Genomic DNA, 15,844 nt, shown 5'->3' on the forward strand with positions numbered 1-15,844 from the left:
CCAAACCGGTCCTCGCCTGAGGCCAAATCTGCGTCGGCGGCCTCCTGACATCCGCTCCCGCCACCAATTTCCCAAGCGCAATCAATCTGCAAAACAAAACCCCGCCGAAAATCGACGGGGTTCGTCAGCAGTCTGACGGCCCGCCTTTCGGCGGGCCGTTCGTCGTGGAGCTATAGCCTGATCACGGAGACGGTGCAGGTGCCGGAGCCGGGGCAGGCGTCGGAGTCGGCGCGGGCGCCGGGGCTGGCGTCGGAGCTGGAGCAGGCGTTGCGGGCGCAGGTTCAGGCGTTGCAGGCGCCGGGGCCGGCGTCGTCGCGGCCGGCGGCTCGGAAGTCGCCGGGGCGTGCTCGCCGCCGGTTCTGCCAAAAACATAATACGCAACAATGGCCAGGATAATGACAACTAGGGCGATCAGCCACCCGCTGCCGCCACCACCGCCCCTCGAGGGCGGCGTGCTCGACGGGGTGTAGGGGTCGTTAGGGTTCGCCATGAAACGTGTCCTCCTTGGAATGAAAGGCATCAAATAGCAGCCATCAACGCGCGGATCCCCTAATGGGTTTCACGCAGGCGGACGGAAAGCGCTGAAAAACCGGCATTTTCCGCTCCCCAGCCGCCAGACGACTCAGTTGACGGCGGTAACACTATACCCCGCTTTGCGGAAATCTTCGATCAGTCCGTCAGGGCCGGGCAGATGCAGCGCGCCGACCGCCATGAAGGCATTGCCCCTGGCCAGGATAGCCATGGCATGCGCGACCATGACCTTGTTGCGGCTGGTGATCATGGTCTGCTCGAAGGCGGCGTAGCCGGCCTGGTCGTCCGCCGTGTCGGGCAGCACGGTGCGAAACAGCGGCCAGAACATGCCGACCTCGCCGCGTTGGTAGAGCACGATCATGGTTTCGTTGACGTCGTTCACCTTGTCGCCGAGCTTCAGCGTCTCGACCAACCCCTTCATGTGGTAGGCGAGCGGCAGCGAAGCCATGGCGCGCAGTTGGTCGACGGCGGTTTCCAACCCCTCGACGTCCTTGCCGGATGCTTTGGCGTCGGCGGCCAGCTTGACGTCCAGCACCGGCGCGCCGGCGCTCTGGCGCGCCACCTCGCAGGCCGGTAGCGCCACCATGGCCGACAGGATCCACGGCTTCATCTTGGCCACCGTCAGAGGCGGAATGCCGCGTGCATCGAGCCCCTTGTTCAGTACTGCCGCATCCTCGGGCGACAGCAGCGAGGACAGCGTCGTGTTGTCCGTGAACATCATCAGGCCAGGCTCGGCGGCCATGGCGGCCATCATCTTGGCCTTGTCGAGGGCGTCGGTGGTTTCGATGATGATGGTGTCGGCGCCGTCATAGGCTTTTTGGGCCGCGGCAGGCAGCGTGGTGACGCGCGCGTCCGTCATGTGCATGGTGCCGAAGAGATAGGACGGCTTCTCGCCCGGTTTCTCGAGCTTCCACAACAGCCCCCGGCCGTTCGGAACGGCTGCGGCTTCGGTCTGGACCTTCTTGAAGGCGGCGGGATCGCTCTTTGCAAGACCTGCCAGCAGGTCGCTGCCGCCGCAGGCGGGCGCTTCGGCATGCGCGCGGCCGGCCAGCAGCAGCACGAGCAGGAACGAAAGGAAAAGCAGCACGTTGAGCGCTGCGAGCAGCTTCAACGAGACGAGGGCCGCGCGGTCGGCGATGGCGATAACGCGTTTCATGGCAAGCGTCTTACGCGCAAAAAGCGGCAAAACGGTTAATCGAGAGCCGAAATTGTTGTCGACCGGCTCGGATTCGCGGCAGCAGCGTTAGACGGGTGGCCCTGCGCCGGTGGAAGGCGTGGCTGATCTGCCGCCAGTTTCGATGATCCCCGCGGTCGAGCGGCCCAACTGGTTGCTGGATCTGACGGGAGCGATTGCGCCGAAAACGCCGATCCCCTAGATCATGCGACCGTAAAGCGCCCGGCAGGGGACCCCCGTGTGATCATCGACAACGCCGCCTTCGAGCGCTACCGGCGCTCGCCGAACGAGAAAACCACCCTGCTCCGGCTCCTGCTCGGAACGGCGATCGTCGTTCTCTTCTGGCTCGCCGTGACGCTGGTCGTGCTCGTCGCCGGCACCGCCGCCTTCATCGTCTTGCGCCTCCCGGGTCCGGCGACCGGACAGCCGATCCAGGATTTCCTTGCCTCTCCCGCCGGCATCCTCACCGCGCTGGCGTCCTTTCTCGGCATCTGGATCGGTCTTTGGGCCGCGATGCGCTTCGTTCATGGCGAGCCGCTCTCGGCGCTGATCGGCCCAGACCGCCGCATCTCGCGCGGCGGGTTTCTCAAAGGCCTGGTCGCGGTTCTGACAACCTCCTTGTTCTCCGAGGTGCTGCTCTATTGGCTACAGCCGGAGATCGTCCGCGGATCGATCGCGTTCTCGTCCTGGCTGCTCTTGCTTCTCGCGATCGTGCCGCTCGCCTTTCTGCAGACCTCATCGGAGGAGGCTCTGTTCCGTGGCTATCTGCTGCGTGGCCTCGCCAGCCGCTTTGGCAGCCCGCTGATCTGGGCCGCGCTGCCGGGCCTTCTGTTCACCGCCTTGCATTGGAGCCCGGCCTCGACGCTCGCCATCAATGCCAGCGTGCTGGTCTCGATCGCCGCCTTCGCGCTGCTGCTGACGCTGCTGGTCTATGTGACCGGCAATCTCGGCGCTGCATTCGGCGCCCATCTCGGCAACAATCTGATCGGCTTCCTGCTGATCTCGCACCAGCAGAGCTACAATTCCTTCGCCCTGTTCAACGCCAAGCCGCTGGAAGGCCCCGGCTGGACCAATTGGGACGCCGTTCTCATCGCCGCGATCGGCATCGTAAGCACGCTGCTGACGATGCTCCTGCTTCTGCATCGCCGCTCCCCCCTGACGGTCGGGCCGGACGAGCCATGATCCAAAAAAGCGGAAACCGGTTTCTTGATCGGATCGTGGTCAGGCGGAAAACCGACGGGCTCGCCTGATGCGCATCACGCTGGTGGCGGAACGCACCATTCCCTGCAAAGGCTATGGCGGCACTGAGCGGCAGGTCGACTGGCTGGCAACAGAGCTTTCGCGTCTCGGCCACAAGGTGGTCCTGATCGCCGGTCGCGGCTCGAGCCATCCGCTGTGCGAAGTGCGGCAGGCCTCTTCGGCCGCCGAATGCCGCGCTGCGATCCCGGCCGACACCGACATCGTGCATTTCAATGGCTGGTACATCGAGATTTCGCGGCCGGCGCTCTATACGATGCACGGCTTCGACCCGGAATTCACGCAAAACAGGCCAAACTGGAACTTCGTCAGCGCCAGCCATGCGCGCAACCACGGGCGGGAAACCTTCGTCCACAACGGCTTTCCGGTCGACGCCTATCGGCTGTCCGTCGGCAAGACGGACAGGCTTCTGTTTCTGGCCGGCATCGCCCGCGCCGGCAAGAACCTCAACCGGGCTGTCGATCTCGCCCGTGCCTTCGATTTCCAGCTCGATATCGCCGGCGGCTCGCGCTGGCAGCTCCTGCAGCGCACCAAGGTTCGCCGCCAGGGTGTCTTCTTCAAGAGCCTCGGCCGCCGCTTCCGCTACCACGGCATCGTCGACGGCGACGAGAAGCTGCGCCTGCTGGGAGAGGCCAGAGCTTTTCTCAACCCGATCGCCTGGGAAGAGCCGTTCGGCATGGCGCCGGTCGAAGCGATGCTCTGCGGCACGCCGGTGTTGACGACACGGCGCGGCGCGCTGCCCGAAATCGTCGACGACGCCACCGGACGCCTCTTCGACACCGATGCCGAGTTCGCCAAGGCCTTGGCCGACATCGCCGGCTTGTCGCCTGAGCAGTGCCGCGCATCCGCCGCCGCGCGATTTCCCATCGCGAGGACGGCAAACGGCTATCTCGATCTCTATACGCGCATCCTGGATGGCGAAAAGCTGCCCTGAACCGCCTCTTTTGCTCTTGAAAACCGCCCCAGCCTTGACTCTGCCGCCGATTTGCTGTCTAGACGCGCACGAATTCCGCGACGAGACCCTCTCCGCGAAAGCCGACCAGGACGCCGAAGCCTCTTTGAGGCGAGAGCTGTAAACCGATCCTGGAGGCCAACACCCGGCAGCGCGATGCGCCCCCGGGTGCTTTTTGGCTTTGCGCTTTGGCTTGGCGACCCGGCGCGAACGCACTACCTCTCGGGTCGAATGAACCGAGATCGAAGGAAGCAAGATGTTTGAATCACTGCAGGAGCGCACAAGAGGCGTGGAGGGCCGCAGGGCCGACAGGGATCGGCATGAATCCAAGGCGCTCTCGCACGGCGGTTTGATCAATGTTTGAGTCCCTGCAAGAGCGCCTTGGCTCCATCCTGAACGGCCTGACCGGCCGCGGTGCGCTGTCGGAGGCGGACGTCTCTGCGGCGTTGCGCGAGGTGCGCCGGGCACTGCTTGAGGCCGATGTGGCGCTCGAGGTGGTTCGCTCTTTCACCGACAAGGTGCGCGAGAAGGCGGTCGGCGCCGCGGTGCTGAAGTCGATCAAGCCCGGACAGATGGTCGTCAAGATCGTCCATGACGAGCTGGTCGATATGCTCGGTGCCGAGGGCGTCGCTATCGACCTCAACGCGCCCGCGCCCGTCGTCGTCATGATGGTCGGCCTGCAGGGTTCCGGCAAGACGACGACCTCGGCCAAAATCGCCAAGCGCCTTACGGAGCGTCAGAACAAGAAAATTCTGATGGCCTCGCTCGACACGCGGCGTCCGGCCGCGCAGGAGCAGCTGCGCCAGCTCGGCGAGCAGACCAAGGTCGCCACGCTGCCGATCATCGCCGGCCAAAGCCCGGTCGATATCGCCAAGCGCGCCGTGCAGGCGGCAAAGCTCGGCGGCCACGACGTCGTCATCCTCGACACGGCCGGCCGCACCCATATCGACGAGCCGCTGATGGTCGAGATGGCCGACATCAAAAAGGTGTCGTCGCCGCACGAAATCCTGCTGGTAGCCGACTCGCTGACCGGCCAGGACGCGGTCAACCTGGCGAAAAGCTTCGACGAGCGCGTCGGCATCACCGGCCTGGTGCTGACCCGCATGGACGGCGACGGCCGCGGCGGCGCCGCGCTTTCGATGCGCGCCGTCACCGGCAAGCCGATCAAGCTGATCGGCACCGGCGAAAAGATGGACGGGCTGGAGGAATTCCACCCCAAGCGCATCGCCGACCGCATCCTCGGCATGGGCGACATCGTCTCGCTGGTCGAGAAGGCCGCCGAGACCATCGACGCCGAGCAGGCGGCGGCGATGGCCAAGAAGATGCAGTCAGGCAAGTTCGACCTGAACGACCTTGCCGCGCAGCTTCAGCAGATGTCGAAAATGGGCGGCATGGGCGGCATCATGGGCATGATGCCCGGCATGGGCAAGATGAAGGACCAGCTCGCCGCGGCCGGCTTCGACGACAAGATGTTCCGCCGGCAGCTCGCCATCATCTCCTCGATGACCAAGGCCGAGCGCGCCAACCCCGATATCTTGAAGCACTCGCGCAAGAAGCGCATCGCCGCCGGCTCCGGCACCGACGCGGCCGAGATCAACAAGCTCTTGAAGATGCATCGCGGCATGGCCGACATGATGAAGGCGATGGGCGGCAAGGGCAAAGGCGGCGGCATGATGCGCGGCATGATGGGCGGCCTTGCCTCGAAGATGGGCCTTGGCGGCATGATGCCCGGCGGCATGGGGGGTATGCCGGATCTCTCCAAGATGGATCCCAAGCAGCTCGAGGCCCTGCAGAAGCAGGCCCAGGCTGCCGGTCTCGGCAAAGGCCTGCCGGGCGGGCTGCCCGGCGGACTTCCCGGGGGCGGGTTGCCGGGCCTGCCCGGCGGCATGAAACTGCCGGGTCTTCCCGGTCTCGGCGGCGGCGGGCTGCCTGGCCTTGGCAAGAAGAAGTGAGGGGGCGATGAACGAGGAGAAGGATATGGCCGAGGCACGCGCCGTTCTGGCGGGCTACCGCGCTTCGATCGACAACATCGACGCCGCCCTCATTCATATGCTGGCCGAGCGCTTCCGCTGCACCAAGGCGGTCGGCGTGCTGAAGGCCGAGCATGGCCTGCCGCCGGCCGACCCGGCGCGCGAGCAGCAGCAGATCGCCCGCCTGCGCCAACTGGCGAACGATGCGCATCTCGATCCGGATTTCGCGGAGAAATTTCTGAACTTCGTCATCCGCGAAGTCATCCGGCATCACGAACAGATCGCCGCTAACAACGGCGTGACGAAAACCGGCTGAAGCTGGTGCATGTCGCCCAAACTGCGCAGCGGTCTTGGGATTACGACTTGCACAAGGCCAAAGCCGCAACCCAATCAACGAACTCAGAGCTTGTTAGGAGATAAAGAATGGCACTGAAGATCAGACTGGCCCGTGCGGGCTCGAAGAAGCGTCCCTATTACCACGTCGTCGTCGCCGACGCCCGTTCGCCGCGCGACGGCCGTTTCATCGAGGCGCTCGGCTCGTGGAACCCGCTGCTGCCGAAGGACGGCGAACGCGTGAAGGTCGACGCCGACCGCGTCAAGCACTGGCTCTCGCACGGCGCCCAGCCGACCGACCGCGTGCTGCGCTTCCTCGACGAGGCCGGCATTGCCAAGCGTCCGGCCCGCTCCAACCCGAACAAGGCCCTGCCCGGCAAGAAGGCGCAGGAGCGCGCAGCCCTGCTGAAGAAGGCCCAGGAAGACGCCGCCGCTGCCGTTGCGGCCGCGTCCGCAGCACCCGCCGAGGCGGAAGCCGCGACCGCCGAGTAATCTCGGCCTCGGTCAAAACAGGTCAAAAGAACGGCGGGCCAACCCCGCCGTTCTTTTGGTCAGGCCCGTCGATACCTCAATATCCCGACGGGCAACGAGCAATATAAACGCGCCCGTAGCGGTCCCGATAACGGCACTTGCCGCTTTCGCTGGCACGGCCGATCAACGCGCCTGCCACGGCGCCGACAGCGCCACCGACCACTGCGCCCTCGACCGGGTCATTGGCGACGGCCGCTCCGACCGCAGCACCGCCCAAGCCGCCGATCGCCGCTCCTTTTTCCGTCTGCGAACAGGCGCCCAGCGCCACCGTCAGCACCAGAATGGTAATCGCTTTCTTCATTTCAGTTCCTCTCTCACGGGATCGCCGTCCTCGCCGCCAAGCTTTAACTCGCAAACGGCTAATTTGATCCCGAAGGGAACGAATATTGCTGTTTCGAAGGCAGGCGCGGGTTGCGCCAACCGGCCTCGACAGCATTGAGAGTGCTCACGAATTAGCGTTCGGTAACGCAGCTCGGCACAGCCGGCTTCGAAGCCCCTGCGGTCGCCGCAGCCGGTGGAATCACCAGAACGAACCACCTCAGCGGCTGAACGGGATCAGCGCGCGCACTCTGGGGTCGCGCAGATAGAGCCCGCCCCACAGGACAACAGCGAGATAGACGCCGAACAGCGTGTGCGAGAGCAGCGGGTTACCGATGCGCACATGCGTGGAAATCGCGCCGCCCATATAGGCGGTGAGCAGGATGGCGCCGAGCACGGACGTGCGCGGCAGCGCATAAAGCACAGTCGAGATCAGGCCGACGATGCCGAGCAGCCGCGCGGTGTTTGGGTCATCTGGCCAGCCGAGCTGCGTCATCGTCTCGGTGACGATCTGCAGCGGCGGCAGCTTGATGACGCCGTCGAAGATCATGAAAAGGATGACAATGGCGCTAAGCGCGCGCCCGGTCCACAAGGCGCCGTTCGAGACGGGAGCGGCTTCTGAAATGCTCATTGGTGTTCCCTCCTTGGTTGGAGCCTGGCTGTTTTGCCAGCTTCGAGCCAAGGACGGCGGGCAGGGCGGCGATCCTACAAGGGTCGGTGCGCTTTTTTCGAACGCATGATTGAGTGAGAATGCATGAGCGAAGGAGAGAGAATGACCGGCGAGACCAATCTCAAAAGACTACTGGCGTCGATGACGCCGCAACTGCTCCCCGATGTCCATGTTTTCGCGACCCTGGCGCCGGGTGGGGCCGTGCCGCACGGTCTTGATCCGGTCATGCAGTTTCGCGAGCGGGAAGGCACGACGCTGATCGTGACGGAGGACCAAGCGAAGGTAGCCGGCCTCGCCGGCACGTTCCGCTGCCGGATGATCACGCTCGACATCCATTCGTCGCTCGACGCCGTCGGCTTTCTGGCCGCGATCACGACGCGGCTCGCCGCTGCCGGCATGGGCGTCAATCCGGTCTCGGCCTTTTATCATGACCATCTGTTCGTCCTGGCGGAGCGGGCGGACGAGGCGCTCGGCCTCCTGCGGCAGCTGGCTGCGGAGAGCAGTGGCTAGCGCCTCGGCACATGGAAGCAGCGGGCATCGCTCGTCACACCTGGATATTCCGGCGCCACCCTCATCCTCCTGCCGCGACCTTTCCCGTGAACGGGGAAAAGAGAGCTATCGGCGGAAGGCCGCCCGCGACGCGCGGCCCGTGAGCGAGAGCCCAACGGCCGAAGGCCGAGCCCGCGACCGCGGGCCGCCGGTCGTCCGGCGCCCTCGCGGAGGGCCCGCCGCGGCAGCGGCGGAACAGCCCGTGAGCGAGAACAACACGGCCGAAGGCCGAGCCCGCGACCGCGGGCCGCCGGTCGTCCGGCGCCCTCGCGGAGGGCCAGCCGCGAAGCGGCGGTGCGGCCCGTGAGCGGAACTAAGCCGCCTTCTTCTTCGGCTGGATTAGGCCCCGCTCGACCAACAGCTCGGCGATCTGGACGGCGTTGAGCGCCGCGCCCTTGCGCAGATTGTCGGAGACGACCCACATCGACAGGCCGTTATCGACGGTCGAATCCTCGCGGATGCGCGAGATGAAGGTGGCGTCCTCGCCGGCCGACTCGAGCGGCGTGATGTAGCCGCCGTTCTCGCGCTTGTCCAAGACCTGGCAGCCGGGAGCCTCGCGCAGGATCTCGCGCGCCTCGTCGGCGGTAATCGGCTTCTCGAACTCGATGTTGACGGCTTCCGAGTGGCCGATGAACACCGGCACGCGCACGCAGGTCGCCGTCAGCTTGATCTTGGGATCGAGCATCTTCTTCGTCTCGGCGACCATCTTCCACTCTTCCTTGGTGAAACCGTCGTCGAGGAAGACGTCGATATGCGGGATGACGTTGAAGGCGATGCGCTTGGTGAACTTCTTGACGTCGACCTGGTCGGCGACGAAGACCGCGCGGGTTTGCGTGAACAGCTCGTCCATGCCTTCCTTGCCGGCGCCGGAGACCGACTGGTAGGTGGCGACGACGACGCGCTTGATGGTGGCGACATCGTGCAGCGGCTTCAGCGCCACGACGAGCTGCGCCGTCGAGCAGTTCGGATTGGCGATGATGTTCTTGCGCGAGAAGAGTTCGACCCCGTCCGGATTCACTTCCGGCACGATCAGCGGCACGTCCGGGTCGTAGCGGAAGGCCGACGAATTATCGATGACGACGCAGCCCTGCTTGCCGATCTTGGGCGACCACTCCTTCGAGACATTGCCGCCGGCCGACATGACGCAGATGTCGGTGTCGGAAAAATCGTAGGTGTCGAGCGCCTTGACCTTCAGCGTGCGGTCGCCGAAGGACACTTCGGTGCCCTGGCTGCGGCGCGAGGCCAACGCCACCACTTCGCTCGCCGGGAAGCCGCGCTCGTCCAGAATGTTGAGCATTTCGCGGCCCACATTGCCCGTGGCGCCGACTACCGCAACCTTGAAACTCATCGAAATCTCCTGTCCCTCTCCGCTTGGTTGTTGGAGAAAACCCGCCGGCCTCATGCGGGTTCCGTCCCCCGGGCCGAACCCGGGAGAGGGTGGTTAGGCCAAGGGAATCACACCGTTTTGGTGGTGGTTTTGGCCGTAGTTTTGCGAGAACGGACGGACGCGTCGAAACGCCCGGCCCGATGCTGTGCATCGTGGCTGGGGGCATCGAATGCCAGAAGAGCCAAATGGCCGCGCATTGAAGACGATCCCGTTCGCTGCCGGCTTTTACGCGCTTTGCGTAAAGAGTCAATTGGCGCAGACTGCTGCCGCCTTGAGCCCGGCCTTTATCGCCGCCCAGCTTTCGGCAGGCGATGTCGGCCTGTGCTCTTCGGCGATACGCCCGGCCAGCAAATCGCGCCAGGCATCGTCGTCTGTCATCCGTCGGATTGCGCCATACCAGCCGATCTGGTCGGTCGAACCGACCGCGGGCATCAGGCCGCCGGTCGCTTCGATCAGCGACGGCGTGGTCGAGACGATGACCGGGACCCCGAAATCCAGACACTCCGAAGCGGCATAGCCCCAGCCCTCGATATGCGAGGGGAAAACGCCGAAGCTGGCACTTCGATAATAGCCGATAAGCTCCTCGTCGCTGACCGAACCCGCGAAGACGATCTTTTCTTTCAGCCCCGCATGAGCCTTGAGATAGGCGCTGAGCTCCTCGACCATCCAGCCCCAGCGGCCGACGCAGACGAGCTTCGGCAACCGAACGCCTTCGTCGAGCGCCTGCTGCCAGATGCGGGCGAGCATGATGTGGTTCTTCCGGATCTCGACGGTCGAGCAATAAAGGATGTAGGGCTCGCCGGCCTCGAGCCGGGACGTCATCCTCAGCCGCGCGGCCTTCTCAAGCAGCAGCGACGGCATCGGGAAGCGATGGACGGCCGGCAGATCTATGCCGGCCTTGCGCATGTGATCGCCTAGCATCGTCGCCGCGGTGTCGGAGGTGCAGAAGGCCGCCGCGCCGGACCGCACCAGCCGTTCGAGATTGGGCCCGAAGGCGGCCTGCCATCTGTTCTTGGCGACAAGGTCGGGCCGCATGGTCGGGATCATGTCGTGGCAAAGAAAGGCTATATTGTCGGGGCCGGCGCAAACCGCCGCTAACTTTTCGCCGACCAGCAGTTGGTTGCTGATCAGCACCGTTCGAGGCCCGACATCCTTCGTCGGCTGCGCCGCATCGCCGCGAAGCAAACCCGCCCGGAGACCGGCTCGCCTAGAGAAGCGATAGGCCCGCAGCAGCACCTTCGACACCGTGAAGGTGAAGCCGGGACGGCCGTTCGTCACCATTCCCGCAAGCTGGCGATCGGCTTCACTCTTGACCATTGGATGGCGCCGCACCGCTTCGAACCCCTGCCGCAGCGCGGCAGCGGCTTGCAGTCGTGGCCGCTGCCGGAACGGCGCGATCTCGCTGACACCCAACTGCTCCATCTCGAATTTTTCGAGCGCCCGGAAACGATGGCTGGAGAGATCGAGCGTCACCACCTCGACATCCGGGTCGGGATCGGCGAGCGCTGCCCTGACCATGAAGTCTTCCAGCCGCTGGATGCCGGCCAGCGCGCCGCGCCAGGCGAGCAGGCCGGTCGCGTCGATGCAGATTTTCCGTCTTTGGCCGCCGGGAGCGTCGGCCGCTTCTGGCAGCAGTGTCGAGTCCTTCTGGGCCATTGCTTCGCGGTCTGTGAGGCGACTTGCGGCTTCTATCCCGATTTGCCGCCTCTAAGATAGCCGGCTGAACGCCATCGCTCTTGCCCGCCGGCCGGCGCTCATGTCAAATCGAGCAAAGGGAAAGAATTCGACGCTCGGGGGGATCTGATGCGCGGCGAAGTTCTTCACTATGACGAGCACCAGGGCTTCGGCTTCATCAGCGGCGCCGACGGCAGGCGCTACAGTTTCGCGCGCGAGGACCTGCGTCGCGAGACAACGCTTGCCAGGGGAGCCCAGGTCGAGTTCCAGCCGAACGGCGAACGTGCTGGCAATGTCTTCTCGGTCCGCGGCCGGATGATCGATCCGGTTGACAACGCCGTTCCAGTTCCTGCCCGTCCGCTGCCGGGCAGCTCGCCTGCGGGGCAGCCGCATTTCGGCCGCAACGCCGAGGCCGAAACGGTGGAATCGACCGGCCTCTGGAGCTATTTCTGGCGTGGCGTGACGACGAACTACGTCAACTTCTCCGGCCGCGCCCGGCGCAAGGAGTTCTGGGGCTTTTGCCTGTTCTGGACGATCGGTCTTGTCGTCGCCATCGGCGTCGGCTTCTCCGCAGACCTGTCGCGCGGCAACGTCGAGGGCGGCGGCGATGAGCCGGTCGTCATGTTCAGCCTGCTCGGTCTTTACGTCCTGCTCACGTTCCTGCCGTGGGTCGCGCTCATCGTGCGCCGCTTGCATGATCTCGGCCTGACCGGCTGGCTCGCCATCCTCTGCTTCGTGCCTTATGTCGGCTGGCTCGCCACCCTGGTCTTCGGCCTGATCCCGACCCAGGCCGGCGACAACAAGTGGGGGCCGGTGCCGGGCGGAGTTAGATTCTGACGGCCGCCGTCCTTAGTGCCTCGCCCGACAGCCTGAGGAAGATCTTCTGGCCATGGCGTTCGGCGCCGAGCCGCTCGTAGAAGCGCAGCGCACCCTCGTTCCAGTCCTCGGCGGTGAGGTCGATGCGGCCAATGCGCTTGTCGAGGCAATAGCCGGCGAGAAAGCCGATCAGCGCCTCACCCACTCCCGCGTTTCGAGCCTCTTGACGCACGAACAGGTCTTTCAAGAACATCAGCCGGTCGAGATCAATGCCCGGATGCGCGATCGCGACCGAGGCCAGGCCGGCCACCTCGCCACCGGCGAAGGCCAGCGCGAAATGCGGATAGGCCGGGCTTTCCTCGCCGAGCCACTGCTTTGCCGTGGCCGTCGCCCGGGCATGGTCGAGCGGTGACTGCCGGTAATGCGCCGCCATTGCGCAAAGCACGGTGGCGAGCGCCTCGGCGTCTTCGGTCGTCGCCCAGCGGACGTCAACCGCCGCCTCTGCCATGGGGATCAGCCCAGGAACTTGGCGATGATGGCATCGCCCATTTCGGTGGTGCCGACCTCGGTCATGCCCTCGGACATGATGTCCTTGGTGCGCAGGCCGTCGTCGAGCACGGCGGCGATCGCCGCTTCGAGCTTGTCGGCTTCCACCGTCATGCCGAAGGAATAGCGCAGGCACATGGCGAAGGAGGCGATCATGGCGATCGGATTGGCGACGCCCTTGCCGGCGATGTCGGGCGCCGAGCCGTGCACCGGCTCGTAGAGCGCCTTGCGCTGCTTGGTCTTGACGTCCGGCGCGCCGAGCGAGGCCGACGGCAGCATGCCGATCGAGCCGGTGAGCATGGCGGCGATGTCCGAGAGCATGTCGCCGAACAGATTGTCGGTGACGATGACGTCGAACTGTTTTGGCCAGCGCACCAGCTGCATGCCGCCGGCATCGGCCAGCATGTGGTCGAGCTTGACGTCGGCATATTTCGCCTGATGCGTCTGGGTGACCACCTCGTTCCACAGCACGCCCGACTTCATGACGTTGCGCTTTTCCATCGAGGTGACATGGTTCTTGCGCGTGCGTGCCAGCTCGAAAGCGACGCCGGAGATACGCTCGATCTCGAACGTGTCGTAGACCTGGGTGTCGATGCCGCGCTTCTGGCCGTTGCCGAGGTCGATGATCTGCTTCGGCTCGCCGAAATAGACGCCGCCGGTCAGCTCGCGCACGATCAAGATGTCGAGGCCCTCGACCACCTCCTGCTTGAGCGAGGAGGAGGCGGCCAAAGCCGGATAGCAGATCGCCGGACGCAGGTTGGCGAACAGCTCCATGTCCTTGCGCAGGCGCAGCAGGCCGGCCTCGGGGCGCACCTCGTAGGGCACCTTGTCCCATTTCGGCCCGCCGACGGCGCCGAACAGCACGGCATCCGCCACCATCGCCTTTTCCATGTCGGCATCGGAGATCGCCGCGCCATGCGCGTCGTAAGCGCATCCGCCGACCAGCCCCTCGTCGGTGGCAAAGCCGCTGCCGAGCTTCGCGTTCATAGCCGCGATCAACTTCTTCACTTCGGCCATGGCCTCGGGGCCGATGCCGTCGCCGGCGAGCAGGAAGAGATTTTTCGAAGCCATGGAGAACCGTCCTGGGGAGAGAATTGAACCGCGGCCTTGCTAAACGCCGGGCGTGCTGTGCGCAAGGGGACGAGCCTCGAGATCCTTCACACCCCCTCTGCCCTGCCAGCATCTCGCAAGAGGCCGGTAGGCGCGCCATCACCGATGCGACAGGATATTCACCAGCCGCCCGAACGGATCGCGCACATAGAAGCGCCGCACGCCCCAGGGCTCGTCGGCCGGGCCGTATTCGACGGCAAAGCCAGCCTTGCGCATGCGGTCCAGCGCATCATCGACATCGTCGACCTCGATCGAGAGGTCCGGCACCGGCGTGCCCGAGCCGCCTTGCGACATGAAGCTGATCTGGACGGCCATGGTCTGCTGGGAGCCGTACGTGGCGATCCAGCCCATATCCATGAGCTGATCGAGGCCAAGCACGCCCTGATAGAAGCGCTTTGCCGCCGCAATGTCGGGCGTTTCGATATTCGCGACGATGCGTCTGACCTTGACCATGGGCCGCTCCTCGCTCCACGCCGTCGTTGTGCCCAGCCGCTTCGCAGCCTGGGCGACAGGCATCAGACAGTGCGCCTGAGCGCCGTCACCTCGATCTCGATCTTCATCTCCGGCTTGTTGAGCTGGCAGACGATCATCGTCGCCGCCGGGCGGATGTCCCCGAACGCCTCGCCGAGGATCGGGAAGACCACGTCAACATAGGCCTGGTCGGTAATATAGTAATGCGCCCGCACCACATCGGCCATGTCGAAGCCGCCGTCGGCAAGGGCCTTGGCGATGGTGGCAAGACAATTGTGCGTCTGCGCCTCGACCGTGTCGGGCATCGTCATCGTGGCATAGTCGTAGCCGGTCGTTCCGGAGACGAAACACCAGTCGCCCTGCACCACCGCGCGCGAATAGCCGGCGGTTTTCTCGAAGGGGGAACCGGTGGAGATCAGCTTGCGCATGGGGGCCTCGCAGGATTTGTTCGGTAATTCTGAAACGCATCCACAGCCCAGTCGTGAGCCAGACAACGCGATGCTGGCGGGACAGAGGGGAGGCGCGAAGGACGCAACCTGGCAATTGACGCTCGGGCTAATTCCCCTGCGTGTCGTCATAGGCCTTCTTGATATCCACCGGCCAGTCGTTTACCGGCGGCCAGGCATCCGGCTCGCCATTTTGGCCGCGGCGGGCGAAATAGACCTTGTGCTCGACCGGGTCGACCGCCATGAAGCCGTCATTGCCGCCGCAGTCATGCGGCACGCAGCCGGTGGCATAGAAGGCGCCGGAAGCGGTCTTTTCGGTGCCGCCGCCGACCAGCAGGCTGGTCGCCATGTCGGGCATATCGTCGCCCAGCAGCGCCTGGGCCGCCTTGTAAACCGCTTCGTTGTGGAACGCGTCGATGATGTTGTCGTATTTCGACGAATCGACGTCCTTCCAGTCGGTGCCGGGTTCCGGCGTGTAGGTCAGGTTTCCGGAGGTCGTCAGCCCTTCGGTCGGCGACCATTGCAAGGCCGGCTTGGTTGCTCCGGGCAGCAAGAAAGGCACAAAATAGATGGCGTCGTCGGAAACCGCGGCCGGCGGCGCGCCGCATTCGTCCTGCTCGACCGTCGTGGTCCGGATCTCGCCGTCCTTCGGTTTCCAGACGATGACCTTGGCCGGGCCGCACTGGTTGCCGCCGTCGCCGACATCGACCAGCGCCACGTTGATGTCGCCGATCTTGACGATCCTGTCGAAGGAGACGTCGTAGTTGCTGGCCAGCTGCTTGCCGTCATAGGCCAGCACCTTCTCGCCGTCCTGCTCCGGCTGCGTGATGGTGAGCTGGCCGTCCTCGAACGGGATCGGCGCCTGTTTGTCAGCGTCGGCGGGAGCGGCGTCGGAAGTGCTCGATGCGCCTTGATCGGCCGCCCCTTGATCGGCGGCGGGCTGGTCGGAAGGCGCGGGCGCCTGCGGCGCCGTCTGGCTCTGCGCCGTCGCCCCGGACACCGCCAGAAGGATCGCCGCCAAGGCGCAGGCGCCGGCCAGAAGCGGGCGTGTCATGACTGTCCCTCCGTTCAGCCACCACGAACCCGGCCGCTTGCAGCCGGGCTATCTA

The 15,844-nt window shown here is 65.1% G+C and carries 17 protein-coding genes; 7 read left to right on the forward strand and 10 right to left on the reverse strand.

Annotated elements, in window-relative coordinates; all coding sequences use genetic code 11:
• Window positions 1–622 precede the first annotated feature (622 nt).
• Window positions 623–1,687, reverse strand: coding sequence for a TraB/GumN family protein (locus tag CK221_RS03150; protein ID WP_095777062.1), 1,065 nt, complete (start codon window positions 1,685–1,687; stop codon window positions 623–625).
• A gap of 258 nt (window positions 1,688–1,945) precedes the next feature.
• On the opposite strand from CK221_RS03150, the gene CK221_RS03155 reads away from it, so the two are divergent.
• The 5 genes from CK221_RS03155 to rpsP all read left to right on the forward strand — a co-directional run bounded on the left by CK221_RS03155 (window position 1,946) and on the right by rpsP (window position 6,709).
• On the forward strand, window positions 1,946–2,887 hold the full coding sequence (locus CK221_RS03155; protein WP_095776702.1) for a CPBP family intramembrane glutamic endopeptidase: 942 nt from the start codon (window positions 1,946–1,948) through the stop codon (window positions 2,885–2,887).
• A gap of 67 nt (window positions 2,888–2,954) precedes the next feature.
• A complete protein-coding gene (locus CK221_RS03160; protein WP_095776703.1) occupies window positions 2,955–3,896 on the forward strand; it encodes a glycosyltransferase in 942 nt (313 codons plus the stop codon).
• Window positions 3,897–4,270: 374 nt separating this feature from the next.
• Window positions 4,271–5,866: a signal recognition particle protein gene (gene ffh / locus CK221_RS03170; protein ID WP_095776704.1), complete on the forward strand. Its 1,596-nt coding sequence runs from the start codon at window positions 4,271–4,273 to the stop codon at window positions 5,864–5,866.
• 7 nt (window positions 5,867–5,873) lie between these two features.
• On the forward strand, window positions 5,874–6,200 hold the full coding sequence (locus CK221_RS03175) for a chorismate mutase (RefSeq protein WP_095776705.1): 327 nt from the start codon (window positions 5,874–5,876) through the stop codon (window positions 6,198–6,200).
• Between the two features lie 107 nt (window positions 6,201–6,307).
• A complete protein-coding gene (gene rpsP, locus CK221_RS03180; RefSeq protein WP_066991677.1) occupies window positions 6,308–6,709 on the forward strand; it encodes a 30S ribosomal protein S16 in 402 nt (133 codons plus the stop codon).
• A 76-nt stretch (window positions 6,710–6,785) separates the two neighbouring features.
• On the opposite strand, the gene CK221_RS03185 is transcribed toward rpsP, so the two are convergent.
• Both CK221_RS03185 and CK221_RS03190 read right to left on the reverse strand, forming a co-directional pair.
• Window positions 6,786–7,049 (reverse strand): YMGG-like glycine zipper-containing protein, encoded by a 264-nt coding sequence (locus tag CK221_RS03185; RefSeq protein WP_066991674.1) that lies wholly within the window; start codon window positions 7,047–7,049, stop codon window positions 6,786–6,788.
• Between the two features lie 237 nt (window positions 7,050–7,286).
• Window positions 7,287–7,697, reverse strand: coding sequence for a DoxX family protein (locus CK221_RS03190; RefSeq protein ID WP_066991671.1), 411 nt, complete (start codon window positions 7,695–7,697; stop codon window positions 7,287–7,289).
• Window positions 7,698–7,838: 141 nt separating this feature from the next.
• On the opposite strand from CK221_RS03190, the gene CK221_RS03195 reads away from it, so the two are divergent.
• The gene (locus CK221_RS03195; protein ID WP_095776706.1) at window positions 7,839–8,246 is read left to right on the forward strand and encodes an ACT domain-containing protein; all 408 of its coding nucleotides are present in this window, start codon (window positions 7,839–7,841) and stop codon (window positions 8,244–8,246) included.
• 352 nt (window positions 8,247–8,598) lie between these two features.
• On the opposite strand, the gene CK221_RS03200 is transcribed toward CK221_RS03195, so the two are convergent.
• Window positions 8,599–9,633, reverse strand: coding sequence for an aspartate-semialdehyde dehydrogenase (locus CK221_RS03200; RefSeq protein ID WP_095776707.1), 1,035 nt, complete (start codon window positions 9,631–9,633; stop codon window positions 8,599–8,601).
• Between the two features lie 285 nt (window positions 9,634–9,918).
• Window positions 9,919–11,328, reverse strand: coding sequence for a glycosyltransferase (locus tag CK221_RS03205; RefSeq protein WP_095776708.1), 1,410 nt, complete (start codon window positions 11,326–11,328; stop codon window positions 9,919–9,921).
• Window positions 11,329–11,475: 147 nt separating this feature from the next.
• On the opposite strand from CK221_RS03205, the gene CK221_RS03210 reads away from it, so the two are divergent.
• Window positions 11,476–12,183 (forward strand): DUF805 domain-containing protein, encoded by a 708-nt coding sequence (locus CK221_RS03210; protein WP_066991660.1) that lies wholly within the window; start codon window positions 11,476–11,478, stop codon window positions 12,181–12,183.
• Here the strand turns inward: CK221_RS03210 and CK221_RS03215 are convergent.
• The 5 genes from CK221_RS03215 to CK221_RS03235 form a co-directional block, all read right to left on the reverse strand.
• A complete protein-coding gene (locus tag CK221_RS03215; RefSeq protein ID WP_066991656.1) occupies window positions 12,173–12,670 on the reverse strand; it encodes a GNAT family N-acetyltransferase in 498 nt (165 codons plus the stop codon). The genes CK221_RS03210 and CK221_RS03215 overlap by 11 nt on opposite strands.
• 5 nt (window positions 12,671–12,675) lie before the next feature.
• Window positions 12,676–13,779 (reverse strand): 3-isopropylmalate dehydrogenase, encoded by a 1,104-nt coding sequence (gene leuB / locus CK221_RS03220; protein WP_095776709.1) that lies wholly within the window; start codon window positions 13,777–13,779, stop codon window positions 12,676–12,678.
• Between the two features lie 138 nt (window positions 13,780–13,917).
• The gene (locus CK221_RS03225; RefSeq protein WP_066991913.1) at window positions 13,918–14,271 is read right to left on the reverse strand and encodes a VOC family protein; all 354 of its coding nucleotides are present in this window, start codon (window positions 14,269–14,271) and stop codon (window positions 13,918–13,920) included.
• A 62-nt stretch (window positions 14,272–14,333) separates the two neighbouring features.
• Window positions 14,334–14,717, reverse strand: a complete 384-nt coding sequence (locus CK221_RS03230) for a RidA family protein (RefSeq protein WP_066991649.1) — start codon at window positions 14,715–14,717, stop codon at window positions 14,334–14,336.
• 127 nt (window positions 14,718–14,844) lie between these two features.
• Window positions 14,845–15,789 carry a hypothetical protein gene (locus CK221_RS03235; protein WP_095776710.1) on the reverse strand — a complete coding sequence of 315 codons (945 nt, stop codon included), beginning with the start codon at window positions 15,787–15,789 and terminating at the stop codon, window positions 14,845–14,847.
• Between the last annotated feature and the right edge of the window lie 55 nt (window positions 15,790–15,844).

Origin of the sequence: Mesorhizobium sp. WSM3868 (genome assembly GCF_002294785.1) — a bacterium.
Classification (GTDB): domain Bacteria; phylum Pseudomonadota; class Alphaproteobacteria; order Rhizobiales; family Rhizobiaceae; genus Mesorhizobium.

What these genes read in the sequence shown, in the direction of transcription:
- CK221_RS03230 (WP_066991649.1), bottom strand. Translation starts at nt 14,717, where the DNA reads ATGCGCAAGCTGATCTCCACCGGTTCCCCCTTCGAGAAAACCGCCGGC.
- CK221_RS03175 (WP_095776705.1), top strand. Translation starts at nt 5,874, where the DNA reads ATGAACGAGGAGAAGGATATGGCCGAGGCACGCGCCGTTCTGGCGGGC.
- CK221_RS03205 (WP_095776708.1), bottom strand. Translation starts at nt 11,328, where the DNA reads ATGGCCCAGAAGGACTCGACACTGCTGCCAGAAGCGGCCGACGCTCCC.
- CK221_RS03185 (WP_066991674.1), bottom strand. Translation starts at nt 7,049, where the DNA reads ATGAAGAAAGCGATTACCATTCTGGTGCTGACGGTGGCGCTGGGCGCC.
- ffh (WP_095776704.1), top strand. Translation starts at nt 4,271, where the DNA reads ATGTTTGAGTCCCTGCAAGAGCGCCTTGGCTCCATCCTGAACGGCCTG.
- CK221_RS03225 (WP_066991913.1), bottom strand. Translation starts at nt 14,271, where the DNA reads ATGGTCAAGGTCAGACGCATCGTCGCGAATATCGAAACGCCCGACATT.
- CK221_RS03195 (WP_095776706.1), top strand. Translation starts at nt 7,839, where the DNA reads ATGACCGGCGAGACCAATCTCAAAAGACTACTGGCGTCGATGACGCCG.
- CK221_RS03160 (WP_095776703.1), top strand. Translation starts at nt 2,955, where the DNA reads ATGCGCATCACGCTGGTGGCGGAACGCACCATTCCCTGCAAAGGCTAT.
- CK221_RS03190 (WP_066991671.1), bottom strand. Translation starts at nt 7,697, where the DNA reads ATGAGCATTTCAGAAGCCGCTCCCGTCTCGAACGGCGCCTTGTGGACC.
- CK221_RS03215 (WP_066991656.1), bottom strand. Translation starts at nt 12,670, where the DNA reads ATGGCAGAGGCGGCGGTTGACGTCCGCTGGGCGACGACCGAAGACGCC.
- leuB (WP_095776709.1), bottom strand. Translation starts at nt 13,779, where the DNA reads ATGGCTTCGAAAAATCTCTTCCTGCTCGCCGGCGACGGCATCGGCCCC.
- rpsP (WP_066991677.1), top strand. Translation starts at nt 6,308, where the DNA reads ATGGCACTGAAGATCAGACTGGCCCGTGCGGGCTCGAAGAAGCGTCCC.
- CK221_RS03210 (WP_066991660.1), top strand. Translation starts at nt 11,476, where the DNA reads ATGCGCGGCGAAGTTCTTCACTATGACGAGCACCAGGGCTTCGGCTTC.
- CK221_RS03235 (WP_095776710.1), bottom strand. Translation starts at nt 15,789, where the DNA reads ATGACACGCCCGCTTCTGGCCGGCGCCTGCGCCTTGGCGGCGATCCTT.
- CK221_RS03150 (WP_095777062.1), bottom strand. Translation starts at nt 1,687, where the DNA reads ATGAAACGCGTTATCGCCATCGCCGACCGCGCGGCCCTCGTCTCGTTG.
- CK221_RS03200 (WP_095776707.1), bottom strand. Translation starts at nt 9,633, where the DNA reads ATGAGTTTCAAGGTTGCGGTAGTCGGCGCCACGGGCAATGTGGGCCGC.